This window comes from Streptomyces sp. NPDC002817, from assembly GCF_053592055.1.
The window spans coordinates 521,105-534,125 of the sequence record NZ_JBSFUY010000001.1; the positions used below are offsets into that span (position 1 = coordinate 521,105).

The 13,021-nt window shown below is 70.8% G+C and carries 10 protein-coding genes; 5 read left to right on the plus strand and 5 right to left on the minus strand.

Annotation, left to right across the window (positions count from 1 at the left end; all coding sequences use genetic code 11):
• Nucleotides 1-143 precede the first annotated feature (143 nt).
• On the minus strand, nucleotides 144-1,334 hold the full coding sequence (locus ACWD3I_RS02305; protein WP_365394388.1) for an ROK family protein: 1,191 nt from the start codon (nucleotides 1,332-1,334) through the stop codon (nucleotides 144-146).
• Nucleotides 1,335-1,759: 425 nt separating this feature from the next.
• On the opposite strand from ACWD3I_RS02305, the gene ACWD3I_RS02310 reads away from it, so the two are divergent.
• The gene (locus ACWD3I_RS02310; protein ID WP_365394389.1) at nucleotides 1,760-2,338 is read left to right on the plus strand and encodes a biotin transporter BioY; all 579 of its coding nucleotides are present in this window, start codon (nucleotides 1,760-1,762) and stop codon (nucleotides 2,336-2,338) included.
• On the opposite strand, the gene ACWD3I_RS02315 is transcribed toward ACWD3I_RS02310, so the two are convergent.
• Complete coding sequence (locus tag ACWD3I_RS02315; RefSeq protein WP_451084011.1) at nucleotides 2,328-3,620, minus strand: FAD-binding oxidoreductase; 1,293 nt, start codon at nucleotides 3,618-3,620, stop codon at nucleotides 2,328-2,330. The genes ACWD3I_RS02310 and ACWD3I_RS02315 overlap by 11 nt on opposite strands.
• A gap of 50 nt (nucleotides 3,621-3,670) precedes the next feature.
• Complete coding sequence (locus tag ACWD3I_RS02320) at nucleotides 3,671-4,384, minus strand: hypothetical protein (RefSeq protein WP_365394391.1); 714 nt, start codon at nucleotides 4,382-4,384, stop codon at nucleotides 3,671-3,673.
• Between the two features lie 241 nt (nucleotides 4,385-4,625).
• Here ACWD3I_RS02320 and ACWD3I_RS02325 point away from each other — a divergent pair, with 241 nt between their 5' ends.
• Nucleotides 4,626-7,052: a protein kinase domain-containing protein gene (locus ACWD3I_RS02325; protein ID WP_451084024.1), complete on the plus strand. Its 2,427-nt coding sequence runs from the start codon at nucleotides 4,626-4,628 to the stop codon at nucleotides 7,050-7,052.
• 54 nt (nucleotides 7,053-7,106) lie between these two features.
• On the opposite strand, the gene ACWD3I_RS02330 is transcribed toward ACWD3I_RS02325, so the two are convergent.
• Nucleotides 7,107-8,570 (minus strand): amino acid permease, encoded by a 1,464-nt coding sequence (locus tag ACWD3I_RS02330; RefSeq protein WP_365394393.1) that lies wholly within the window; start codon nucleotides 8,568-8,570, stop codon nucleotides 7,107-7,109.
• A gap of 205 nt (nucleotides 8,571-8,775) precedes the next feature.
• Between ACWD3I_RS02330 and ACWD3I_RS02335 the strand changes: the two genes are divergently transcribed.
• The gene (locus tag ACWD3I_RS02335; protein ID WP_266827076.1) at nucleotides 8,776-9,261 is read left to right on the plus strand and encodes a ribose-5-phosphate isomerase; all 486 of its coding nucleotides are present in this window, start codon (nucleotides 8,776-8,778) and stop codon (nucleotides 9,259-9,261) included.
• A gap of 267 nt (nucleotides 9,262-9,528) precedes the next feature.
• Entirely contained in the window at nucleotides 9,529-10,338 is an 810-nt protein-coding gene (locus ACWD3I_RS02340) for an Fpg/Nei family DNA glycosylase (RefSeq protein WP_365401167.1), read from the plus strand.
• Between the two features lie 7 nt (nucleotides 10,339-10,345).
• On the opposite strand, the gene ACWD3I_RS02345 is transcribed toward ACWD3I_RS02340, so the two are convergent.
• Nucleotides 10,346-11,587 carry a GNAT family N-acetyltransferase gene (locus ACWD3I_RS02345; RefSeq protein ID WP_365401164.1) on the minus strand — a complete coding sequence of 414 codons (1,242 nt, stop codon included), beginning with the start codon at nucleotides 11,585-11,587 and terminating at the stop codon, nucleotides 10,346-10,348.
• Nucleotides 11,588-11,749: 162 nt separating this feature from the next.
• Between ACWD3I_RS02345 and ACWD3I_RS02350 the strand changes: the two genes are divergently transcribed.
• Nucleotides 11,750-12,931 (plus strand): PP2C family protein-serine/threonine phosphatase, encoded by a 1,182-nt coding sequence (locus ACWD3I_RS02350; RefSeq protein ID WP_267015896.1) that lies wholly within the window; start codon nucleotides 11,750-11,752, stop codon nucleotides 12,929-12,931.
• Nucleotides 12,932-13,021: the final 90 nt, after the last annotated feature.

Consider the following 13,021-nt stretch of genomic DNA (forward strand, 5'->3'; position numbering starts at 1 on the left):
GAGAAATAAATTCACGCGGCAGAAATGAGCGCGTCACACGGGGCAACGTGTCAGCAACAGAAGGCGCGACAGTGCAGGTGAGGACTCATGAACAAGATGCTCCCGGTTGTGCGGAACCCGTGTCAATATTCGGAGTTTCTGAATTAATTCCGCTCAGGTGACACGGCCAGTGGATCCCGGTAGAGCATGTCGAGAGCCACCGAACCGCCTGCCACCGCCAGGACGGAATCCGGGAAACTCGTCGGGATCACGGCCGCCGCCCGCTCGGGTCCCACCTCCTCCCGCAGCGCGGAGAGGCAGTCCTCCCGATGGATCGCGCCGACCTCGGTGACGACGACGGTCTCCGGGTTGAGGATGTCGAGCAGCAGCCCGGCCGCCCGCCCCGTCATCCGCGAGCGTTCCGCCAACAGCCGTGCGGCCACCGGATCTCCGCCCGCCGCCCGCCGCACGAGATGCATCGGGTTCACCCCGGCGATGACGCCCGCCGCCCGCGCCCGCTCGCACAGCGTCCGCTCGCTGAGCTCGACCTGAAGGCAGCCGACCCGCCCGCACCCGCACCTCTGCGTGCCGCCGTCGAGCGGCAGATGGGCGATCGCGCCGGCCTGCGAACGCGGCCCGTGGTGCACCTCGTCGTTGGTGGCGAACGCGGCGTCGACGACGTTGCCGACGAACAGGTGCAGCACGCTCCGGCTGCCGCGCGCCCGCCCGAACAGCCGCTCCGCGTTGACCAGCGCCCGCGCGTGCCCGTCCACATGGACCGGCAGCCCGGTGCGCGCCCCGATCAGCTCCCGCACCGGCACGTCCCGCCAGCCCAGCAGCTGGTGCTCGACGACGGTCCCGGCCTCCTGGTCCACCCAGCCGCCGGCCGCGAAGCCGACGCCGAGCGGCAGGCGCCCCGGTGCCGCGGCGAGCAGCGCGCCCAGCCCGTCGGCGGCCCGCGCCAGCACCCGCCCCGGCTCGGTGACGCCCTCGTGCTTGAGCTCCCGCGAGGCCACCACGCGGCCCCGCAGATCGAGCAGCGCGACGGTGGTGTGGGGCACCGCCACATGGACGCCGCCCATGACGAAACGCGAGGAGTCCAGGTCGACCGGCACATGGGGCCGCCCCACACCGTTCGACCGCCGGGGCACGGTGGCGTCCCGGATCAGTCCGAGCCGGGCGAACCGGGCGCAGTAGTCGGTCACGGAGGCGGGGGAGAGCCCGGTGAGCCGGGCGATGGTGGAGCGCGCCACCGGCCCGTGTTCCAGCACGGACCGCAGCACGACACTGGCGCTGGTGCGCCGCCGGTTGGCATCGGAGGCGCGCGAGATGGGGGAGGCAAGGGTGGTGGGCATGGCGATCATCCTCGGGAGCGGTTCCGACACTGCGCCGTCTCGGAGGGGGAGGCGCGCCGGAGCCGCCTCACCCGGGGCGGCGACAGGCGGCAGCGCTCACTCGTCGCAGGTCGACGTGGCGACGCAACGTGAGGGTGAGAGCCTGGGCAACCATGGCTCGAAGGGTAGGGGTGTCGGCCGGATCCGGCCAGGGTGCGATGCCCTGTTTGGTGGGACCCTACAGACGCCGTTCACACTCGACACGTGAGTGAAACGTCCCGGCCTCAGTGACCGGTGTCACGTCCTACCCGGTGTAACCACCACCCTTTGTCTGGAGCCCACCAAGTCGCGGCTCCAGCCTTTGTCGAGCGCTGACGGTGATCGGCGCGAGGGTGCCGGGATAGCGTCGCGATGTCCCTCGCCGTTCATACCCTCGCGGAGTCCCCATGAGCACCGCCGTCGCCCCCGTCCGCCCTGGCCAGGTCCTCGCCGACCTGCTGCCGGCCTCCCGTGTCCGGGACGTCGCGCTCGTGCTCGGCGGCGCCGCGCTCACCGGCCTCGCCGCCCAGCTCTCGGTCCCCGTGCCGGGCTCCCCGGTGCCGGTGACCGGCCAGACCTTCGCCGCGCTGCTCGTCGGCACGACGCTGGGCGCGGGGCGCGGTTTCCTCTCCCTCGCGCTGTACGCGCTCGCGGGCATCGCGGGCGTGCCGTGGTTCGCGGGCGCCACCTCCGGCGGCTCGGCCCCCTCCTTCGGCTACATCCTGGGCATGATCCTCGCCTCCACCGTCGTCGGCGCCCTGGCCCGCCGCGGCGCCGACCGCTCCGCGTGGCGCACGGCGGGCGCGATGCTCCTCGGTGAGGCGATCATCTACGCCGTCGGCGTCCCGTACCTGGCCCTCGCCACCGGCATGTCCGCCTCCGCCGCCGTCGCGGCCGGCCTCACCCCGTTCCTGATCGGCGACGCCCTCAAGGCGGCCCTGGCGATGGGCCTGCTGCCCACGACCTGGAAGCTCGTCAACCGCTGAAACCGCTGACGTGGTCAGGGAAGAGGCTCGCCGGGTCGTACTGCGACTTCAGCCCGGCGAGCCTCTTGCGTGTCACCTCGTCGTACAACCCCTCGCTCCGATCCCCGGCCCCGAACGCGAAGTTGACCGCCCGCCCGAGTGTCACGGGCGCGAGCAGCGCGAAGGCCGGATCGAGGACCTCCCGGGCTTGCGCCCGTCCCCCCACGGTCAACAGCCTCACCAGGAACCGCCCTTCGCGCCACGGCACGGAGTTCGGCGCGGCCTCGGCGAGCGCCCCACCGAGGTGATTGATCTGTACGACGGTCATCGCCCCGGCGCCCGGCCCGGTACGCCGGAGCACCTCGCCGGCCGTCGCGAGATCGAACTCACCCAGCACCGCGCTGTCCCCGTAGTACGCGTGCGGGAAGTCCGGGTCGCTGTGGATGGTGTGGCTCTCGGTGTACGGCATCTCCCGCAGTGAGTCGGCGAGCACCGGCCCGATCTCCCGCAGCGGGGCGACGAGTCGCTCGCCGTCGGCGCCCGTGTGGGCGACCCGCACGGAGAGGACGTACCGCCCGCGCAGGTGCGGCGGCAGCGCCGGCAGGTCCGGATACGGTACGGCCGCGAAGGACGAGGACAGCCCGTCCGGTACGGTCCGCGTCCACGCCTGGTAGGCCCGCAGCACGGCCGCCGGATCGACCCGAAGCCCGTCGAAGGCGAGCGAGCCGCCGTACAGCGTCCGCACGGGGACGAGGCCGATCTCCAGCTCGGTGACGACACCGAAGCCGTGCCCGGCGCCGAGCAGCGCCCAGTACAGGTCGGGCGCGGACTCCCGGGTCACCTGCCGCAGTCGCCCGTCCGCGGTGACGACGTCGAGGGAGCGGACGTGGTCGGCCGCGTACCCGAACTCCCGTGCCAGGATGCCGAGTCCGCCGCCCAGCGTGTACGACACGGCGCCGACGCCCGGCGCGGAGCCGTTGAGCGGGGCGAGCCCGTGAGGTGCGGCGGCTTCGACGACCTGGCCCCAGCGGACCCCGGCCCGGACGCGGGCGGTGCGTTCGACAGGGTCGACGCTCACCTGGTCCATGCGCCGCGTCGAGACGAGTACGCCGCCCTCCACCGGGCCCGGCAGCCCGTGCCCCGTGGCCCGGACGGTCACCGGCAGCCGCTCGGCGGCGGCGTGGCGCACGGCGGCGATGACGTCGTCGGCCGAGGCGGCGGCGAAGACATGTGCGGGACGCACGGTGAACCCGGTCTGGAATCCGCTGAGTTCCTCTGTGGTGTGGCTGTTCATGCACCGCATGCTGGAGGCATAACCTGACAGCTTCCGTCAGGTTATGCCTCCGTCGTCGGTCAGCTCTCCTGGCGCCGCGTCGACCACCACATCCCGGCCGCACCGGCCGTCAGCAGTGCCGCGCCCCCCGCCCCCAGCGGGAGCAGGTCACGGGCGGGACCGGTCTTGGGCAGCTCCTTGTCGCCGCCCGGTCCCACGGGCTGGTTGTCGGTGCCGAGCAGCAGCGGGGTGGCCGGGGCGTTCGGCGACGGGTTCGTCGTACCGAACGGAACCGGGCCCTGCTGCCAGAACGTCTTCTTCCCGTCGCCGGTCTGCACCGGCAGACAGATCTTGCCGGTCTTTCCGAGATCGAATGTCGCGTCCACGGCGTACGACTTCGACTTACCGGCCGCGAGATTGTCGATCGGGCATGCGAAACCGCTGTTCGAGCCCTCCGGCAGATCGCTTTCGGCAATCGAGGAGCACCCTTGAACGTTATTGACCGTGAGGCCGTCGAAGCCGACGACCAAAAGCCGGATCTTTCCGCTGTCCTTGGTCCCCTCGTTCTTCACCGTGGCGGTGAGGTCGGTCTTTTCGGAACTGTTGTCGACAGAGATCTGTTCGGGCAGCAGCGTGGTCAGCTTCACGCCCGCCGGTGCCTCGTCGACGGCCTTTCCCCCCTTGCTGCTTCCGGGTCCCTCGTCCGCGCCGGCGGCGGTGGAAAGGATCAGCACGGCCGAAAAAGATGCCGTGACCAGCGATCCCGCGATGGTCGTCAAACGACGAGAACTCATGTTCGTCCCCCTTGGCTGCGCCTGAATTCGCAGTACTTGAAGAGCTACCACAAGATTTCTCCGCACTATGCTGGTACGGCGTGAAGTGTGACCATTGTGTTGAAGTAGGCGTTGACCGGTGCGTGGTTGAGGGGGGTGTGACGGATTGCCGGGGAATACGGGAAACACGAGGAGCGGTGGGGCTCCCGGGATATTGGTGACGGGACGTTATCGCCTGGTCGAGAGCATCGGACAGGGGGGAATGGGGCGGGTGTGGCGAGCCGCCGACGAGATGCTCGACCGGGAGGTCGCGGTCAAGGAGATGCGCATAGACGGCCTCGACGCGGAGGACGCGCGCACCCGCCGGGAACGCACGCTGCGCGAGGCCCGGGCCACGGCGCGGATCGACCACCCCAATGTCGTCCGGATCTATGACGTCGTCGACGAGGGCGAACGCCTGTGGATCGTCATGGAGTTGGTCGTCGGCCGCTCCCTGGAACGGATGATGGTCGAGGACGGCCCGCTCGGCCCCCTGGAGGCGGCCCGTATCGGCGTCGGCCTGGTGACGGCACTGCGTCAGGTGCACGCCCGTGGCGTCCTGCACCGGGACATCAAGCCGGGCAACGTCCTGGTGGAGCGGAACGGACACCGCGTGGTCCTCACGGACTTCGGCATCGCGGCGATCCAGGACGCGAAGGCGCTGACGATGGTCGGCATGCTGGTCGGCTCACCCGACTACATGGCCCCCGAGCGCATCTCCGGCCGCCCCCAGGGCCCGCCGTCCGACATCTGGTCCCTCGGCGCGACACTCTGCGCGGCCGTGGGCGGCCACTCCCCGTTCTCCCGCGAGACCACACTCGCCACGCTCCACGCGGTCCTCTACGAGGAGCCCGAACTCCCCGCCGTGGCAGGACCGTTGCGCGACATCCTGGCCGCCCTCCTGGAAAAGGACCCCGATGTCCGCCCGGGGCTGGCGGAACTGGAGATCGCCCTCCACCCGGTGGCCTTCCCGGCACCCACACCGACGGTGACGGTCCCCGGAGCAGAAGAACTCCGCGAGGAGAAACGGCCGCCGGAGCCCGGGGAGGGCCTGCCCGACACGGACCCGGGATCACGCCCGGAACCGAACCCGCCCCGCCCCCGGGCCGCGGAGCCGAAGCCCCACCCACACCCCGAGACGCCGGGACCGGAACATGCGGCAGGTCCGCCTGACTCGGCCGGACCGGTGCCGGAGCGCCTGGCCGGCGCCGAGGCGGAAGCGGCGGGCCGTCCTCTCACGCCGCAATCGGCGGGGTGGCCTGCCGGACCGGAGCACACGGCCGGGCCGGGGGACGCGGCCGGGCCGGCGGACTGGGCCGGGCCGGCGGACTGGGCCGGGTCTGGGTCGGAGCATCTGGCCGGGGCCGGGTCGGAGTCGATGGGCGGTCCTCCCGGGCCGAAATCGGCGGGTCGGCCTGCTGGGCCGGCGACCGAACCGGCGCGAGGGCCCGCTTCCGGAGGTGAACCGGTCGGCGGGAGCGGGACTGGGGCGGCGCCCGAGTCCGAGTCGACGACGCCCTCCGCACCCACTCCACGGACCCCACCGCCCGACCACGCACCCCCCGACCGCGCGACCCCCCGACTCCCGTGGGCCCCCCACGAATCACCCACCCCCGCCTACCTGGACGCCTCCCGTGTCCCCACAGCCTGGGACCCCCGGCGTCCGGAACCGGAGACCCGGCCGGAACCCGAGGCCGTGCACGACGCGATCCCGCAGCAGCGCACCGCACCCGCGCAGACCCAGCAACCCGCCACCCACGAGCCCGCTGCGCACCCGGCCCCTCCCGAGCGTCCCGTCAGCCTCGACCGCCCCACACCCCCACCCGCCCTCAACCCCGGCAACGCCTCCACGGAAGCGGCAGCGTCCACCGGTTCCGAGGTCCGTTCCGAAACCCCCGTCGGCAGCCCGGCGGGAGCCGCACGCGGTGTATCGCTCAACCGCTCCGAGGCGCTGACCGAGCGCAGGCCGGTGCACGAGCCGCCGCTCGGGACGGAGCCCGGCGAACTGCTGGAACCCGCCCGCCCGTCCGGCCCGCGGCGCCCGCACCGCCGTACCGGGCTCATCGCCGCCGCGGCCCTGGTCACCGCCGGTGCGGTCGTCGCCGTCGTGCTCCTGATGAACTCCGGCTCACCCGGCGGGAATCAGGCGGACGGCTCGCCCACCCCGTCCCCGACCGTGTCCGGGACACCGTCGCCCACCGTCGAGGGCACGTCCCGGCCGCAGAGCCTGCCGCCGGGCGCGCACCGGGAGGCGGGCGGGTTCGCCTGGGCGACCCCCGAGGGCTGGCGCAGGGACGTGAAGACGGGCGCGGAGGTCCACTACACGTCGCCGGACGGCACACAGGAACTCGTCGCCAAGTCCTCGCTGGCCCGCGGTGATCTGATGGAGACCTGGGAGACCTCGGAGGCGAACGCCCACCAGGGCGAGGACTACCAGAAGATCCGGCTGGAGGAGACGAAGTTCCGCGACTACCCGGCGGTCGTCTGGGAGTACACCTTCACGCTCAAGGGCACCCAGTGGCACGCCCGGCTGCTGGGCTTCAACGCGGACGGCAAGTCGTACCAGATCAACACCTGGTACCAGCCCGACATCGAGAACCAGGCGGTGAAGACGTACGACAAGGTCACGGACAGCTTCACGATCCTTTGACGGCATGAGAGAAGGGGTCCCTCTCGAGGGGCCCCTTCTCTCATGCGTGGCGCGTCAGCCGACCTTGACCTCGTCGACCTCGTCGTGCACCTCGGGGGAGACGGCGGCCCGGCCGGCCCCGACCTTCTCCTTCACGAAGGCGATGGCGAGCACGAACGCCGCGACGAGCAGCGAGAGCAGGACGGTCGTACGACCACTGCTCGCGCCCTCGGTGTCGGTCAGCATGTAACCGAGCACGAACACGATCAGCCCGGCCGTCGCCCAGGTGAGATACGGGTACAGCCACATCTTCACGACCAGCTTCTCCGGCTCCTCGGCCTGGATGATCTTCCGCATCCGCAGCTGCGAGAAGCAGATCACCAGCCAGACGAACAGGGCGACCGCCCCGGAGGAGTTGACGAGGAAGAGGAAGACCGTCTTCGGGGACAGGTAGTTGAAGAAGACGGCGACGAAGCCGAACACGACCGAGGCGAGGATCGCCGTCATCGGCACACCCCGGCTGTTGGTCCGCGCGAACGCCTTCGGAGCGTCGCCCCGCTGGCCGAGCGAGAAGGCCATGCGGGAGGCCGTGTAGAGGCCGGAGTTGAGACAGGACAGCACCGAGGTCAGCACGATGAAGTTCATGATCTGACCGGCGTGCGCGATGCCCAGGGAGTCGAGGGCGGCGACGTAGGAGCCGTCCTTCTTGATGGACGGGTCGTTCCAGGGCAGGAGCGAGACCACGACGAAGATCGAGCCGAGGTAGAAGACGCCGACCCGCCAGATGATGCTGTTGGTCGCCTTGGTGACGGCCTGCTGCGGGTTCTCGGACTCACCGGCGGCCAGGGTGGCGATCTCGCTGCCCATGAAGGAGAAGACGACGAGCAGTACACCGGTGAGGATCGCGCCGGCTCCGTGGGGAAGGAAGCCGCCGTGGTCGGTGAGGTTGCCGAGACCGGCCTTGTCGCTGTCGACGCCGGGCAGCACCCCGAAGACGGCGAGCCCGCCGATGACGATGAACGCGGCGATCGCGACGACCTTGATACCGGCGAACCAGAACTCGAACTCGCCGTAGGAGCCGACGGAGACCAGGTTGGTCGCGGTCAGCACGATCATCACGATGAGGGCCCAGGCCCACTGGGGCACGGCCGGTATCCAGCCCTCCAGGATCACGGCACCGGCGGTGGCCTCGACGGCCAGCACCACGACCCAGAAGAACCAGTACAGCCAGCCGATGGAGAACCCGGCCCAGCGCCCGAGCGCGCGGTCGGCGTGCGCCGAGAACGACCCGGAGGTCGGGTTGGCGGCGGACATCTCACCGAGCATCCGCATCACCAGCACCACGAGCGTGCCGACGAGTGCGTACGACAGGAGGATGCCGGGTCCTGCGGTGGCGATACCGGAGCTGGATCCGACGAAGAGGCCGGCACCGATCACACCACCGATGGCGATCATCGACAGGTGACGGTTCTTGAGCCCGGCCTGAAGACCGTTACCGGGGTCTCCGGTGGTCTTGGCCGGGGTCGGCTGCGAAGTCATACGGGGAATTCCTTTGCGCCGGGCGAGCAGTGTCCCGTACGAGCGGCGTACGGATCGGTCCAGTGAATCGGAGGCAAAGGAATTCGTGAACCTTTGATTCCGGATCGTTACTTGAGGTTTTCTTGAGCTTCAATGGTCAGATCGATAATTTTCCTGGACGACACCCAGGGCTGCTGCCCCGAAACAGTCGTGTCACACTCATCCCATGCGCGTGTATCTCGGCTCCGACCATGCGGGCTTCGAACTCAAGAACCACCTCGTCGACTGGCTCAGGGCGGCCGGTCACGACCCGGTGGACTGCGGCCCCCACATCTACGACGCCCAGGACGACTACCCCCCGTTCTGCCTCCGCGCCGCGGAGCGCACAGCGGCGGACCCGGACTCCCTCGGCATCGTGATCGGCGGCTCCGGCAACGGCGAGCAGATCGCCGCGAACAAGGTCAAGGGCGTCCGCGCGGCGCTGGCCTGGAGCGAGGAGACCGCGTCGCTGGGCCGCCAGCACAACAACGCCAACGTCGTTGCGGTGGGCGCACGCATGCACACCGAGGACGAGGCCACGAAGTTCGTGGAGACCTTCCTCGCCACCCCGTTCTCCGAGGACGCCCGCCACATCCGCCGCATCGACATGCTGGCGACCTACGAGACAACGGGCGACCTCCCCCCGATCCCGCCCCACCACCCCCAGCAGTAGCCCACGACACACGTCCAGCGGGCGTTCAGCCCGCCCGGTGTCCGAGGACGAGGGCCGGCCTGTCTTTCAGCCGTCGGGCGCTCGAGGACGAGGGCCGGCCTGTCTTTCAGCCCGTCCGGCGTCCGAGGACGAGGGCCTTCAGGGGCCGACGGGGGTCTGGGGGCGCAGCCCCCAGGAACCGGGGTCGAAGGGGCAGCGCCCCTGGGGATGGGAACGGGTAGGGGCGGCGGGGGCGAGAAAAGTCCCCCCGGACGAAGAGGAGCCACCGTGCCTGAGGGGCACACGATCCACCGCCTGGCCAAGGACTGCGCCGCAGCATTCCGCGGCAGGAATGCCCAGGTCACCAGCCCCCAGGGCAAGTTCACCGACGCCGCGGACCTCCTCGACGGCGCGGAACTCACCCACACCGAGGCCCACGGCAAACACCTCTTCCTCGGCTTCCGGGAAACCGACTGGATCCACATCCACCTCGGCCTCTTCGGCAAGGTCACCCTCGGCCCGGCCCCCGCACCCCCACCCACCGACACGGTCCGCCTCCGTCTCGCGAACCCCACGTCGTACGTGGACCTCCGCGGCCCCACGACCTGCGCCCTGATCACCCCCACCGAGAAGCAGTCCATACACGACCGCCTCGGCCCCGACCCGCTCCGCGACGACGCCACCCCGGAGACCGCGTACCAGCGGATCTCCCGCAGCCGTACGACGATCGCCGCCCTGCTGATGGACCAGAAGGTCATCGCCGGCGTAGGCAACGTCTACCGCGCCGAGGTCCTCTTCCGGCACCGGATCGACCCGTACCGCACCGGAAACACCCTCACCCCACCGGAGTGGGACGCGATCTGGCACGACCTCGTGGACCTCATGCACGAGGGCGTGAAGCACAACCGCATCGACACCGTCCGCCCCGAACACACCCCCGAGGCGATGGGTCGCCCGCCCCGTGTCGACGACCACGGCGGCGAGGTGTACGTCTACCGCAGGGCCAACCTGCCCTGCCACATCTGTGGCGGCGAGATCCGCACCGCCGATCTCGCCGCCCGCAACCTCTTCTGGTGCCCGACCTGCCAGAAGCCCTGAGCCCGGCCTAGAACCCGTGCGGCAGCCACGGCGCCACGGCGGAGCCGAACCCCACCGCGGCCTCCCCCAACGCCCCGCGCCGAAGCTCCCGCACCCGCCCGGCGGCCCCCAGCGAGGCCAGGCTCACCCCACCGAGATAGGCAGCCCCCAACTCCCGTACGGACAGAGCCAGATCCGCCGGGTCGGTGGTCCGCTCGCAGGACGCCCCCTTCGCATCCCCGCTCAGCCGCCAACGCCCCGTGTTCCACGGACAGAAGTCGTCCGCGACCTCGAACACCACGTCCACCGGCGCCTGATAGGTCCGCGCTTCCAGCGCGGCCCCCACATCCACCAGCCGCACGTGCAGCGAGTCCCGCACCCGCAGCGAACACCGCCGGATGTCGGACACGAGGTACTGCCAGGCGTCGTCCACCGGCCGCCCCCGGGTCACCAGCTTCGACGTCAGGTCGATGTCGAACAGGAACCGCCACAGCGCCGCGTACACCGCGGGGTCGAGCGCCTCGACATCCCGGACCAGTACCTTGCCCTGCGGCCCGGTCGGCTCCCAGTCCGGCTTCACGGCGAATCGCGCGTACCCCACGACCTCCCCGTCCCGCTCCGCGACCACGCACTGCAGCGGCGACGCACCCTCCCGCTCACTCTCCGGGTCCAGCAGCATCAGCCGCTCCCAGCCGGGGGTACGCGCCACCATCCCCGGCCGCGACGGCACGACGCGGGCGTACACCGCCTCGCACGCGTCCAGCGAGTCGGCGGGCTCGGCATACCGCAGGCGTACGTCGTCCGTCCCCGGCGGGACGGACAGCCGCACCCGCTCGGTGTCGATCTCGGCGGTCATGGCATGCGTACCGACGCCGTACCCGAACCGCCCGTAGATGACGGGCTCGGAGGCGGTCAGCACGGCCAGCGGCCACCCCCACTCCCGTACGTCGTCCAGCTGTCGCCGCATCATCGCCGTGAGGACACCCCGGCGACGATGGGTCGCGGACACACTGACCATGGTGACGCCGGCGGCCCGTACCGAGGCGCCGCCGGGCACCGTCAGCCGGAAGCTGAACGCACCCGCCGAACCGACACACACGTCACCGTCCCACGCGCCGATGGAACGGTCGGTCTCGGTGAGGGCGTCCCACAGCGCGCGTTCCTCGGCCGACTCCGGGACCCCGCCGAAGGCGCGGATCAGGTTGTCGTACCACTCGTCCCAGTCCTGCCGCCGCAGCACCCGCAGTTCGGTCGCCAAGTCAGAAGCCATGGACCATGCCTACCAGGGCATTGCGGGACGAGCCAGGGAATTTCTCCTTGGCGGCGGCACGACGGCTTCCTGTGAAGTTCACTGTGAAGTTGAACCTCGGACGGGGGACAAGTGGGACCTCCCGTGCCAAGCAGCTGGTCCGATGGATAGGGTCCCGAACTAATGGCAGCAGGACGAGAGCGGCGCGCGGAAGCCGAGACGTTCACAGCCCGGTTGAAGATGCAGTGGCACCGGGCTCGCGTCGGCCTGCGCAGAAGCGCTGTGGACTACTTCCGCGGGGACGGTTCGGACTGGGTCGCACTGGCCGGTCTGCTCATCACGATCCCGCTGATCGCGGTCACGACGCTCGCCAACTCGGTCTGGGTCTCCCCGGCCGCGCTGGTCCTCCCGATCGTCGCGGGCGGTCTGCTGCTGCGCCCGGCGAGCCTGCTCGGCCTGTACGCGGCGGCGGCGACGGCACTGATCGTGGAGTCCGTGCAGCTGGGCCCGTACACGGAGGGCCCGTCCCGGGTGACCCCGGGCATCGTGCTCGTCGTGGCTGCGTGTGGCTTCTTCGGTCTGCTGATCGCCCAGTTCCGCAGCCGGGTCGGCGTGCCCTGGCGACGCGGCGGCACCATGCTCTTCGACCTCCGCGAACGCATCCGGGTCCAGAGCAAGCTCCCGAAGCTGCCCCAGGGCTGGCACCGCGAGATGGCCCTGCGCCCGGCGGGCGGCCAGTCCTTCTCGGGCGACTTCGTGGTCGCGGCCCGCACCAACGGCGGCCGCACGATGGAGGTGGTCCTGACGGACGTGTCGGGCAAGGGCATGGACGCGGGCAGCCGCGCCCTGCTCCTCTCCGGCGCCTTCGGCGGCCTCCTGGGCAGCCTGCCGCCGCACGCGTTCCTTCCCGCGGCGAACGGCTACCTTCTCCGCCAGGACTGGGACGAGGGCTTCGCGACCTCGATCCACCTGGTCCTGGACCTGGACTCCGGTGACTACGAGCTCTACTCCGCCGGCCATCCCCCGGGCCTCCAGCTGAGCGCGGGCAGCGGCCGCTGGGAGGAGAAGGCCGCCGAAGGCCCCCTCCTCGGTGTCTACGACGGCGCCCAGTTCGATCCGGTCAAGGGCTCGCTCCGCCCCGGCGACGTCCTGATGCTCTTCACCGACGGCCTCGTCGAAACCTCCGAACGCGACATCGTCGAGGGCATCGACCGCCTCACCGGCGAGGCCGACCGTTACGTGGCCGGCGGATTCCACGGCGCGGCCTGGCATCTGATCGAAGCGGTGGCGAAGGACGTCAACGACGACAGGGCGCTCCTGTTGATCTGCCGGGAGGGCCCGACGGCCCAGGCGGCGAACCTCTGAGGGACTCCTCCCTCGGTGGGGTTTACCCCCGCTTCGATCCGCCAGCCGCCCGCATGGTCCCCGTACCCCCCGAATCCGTACGTTCGAGAC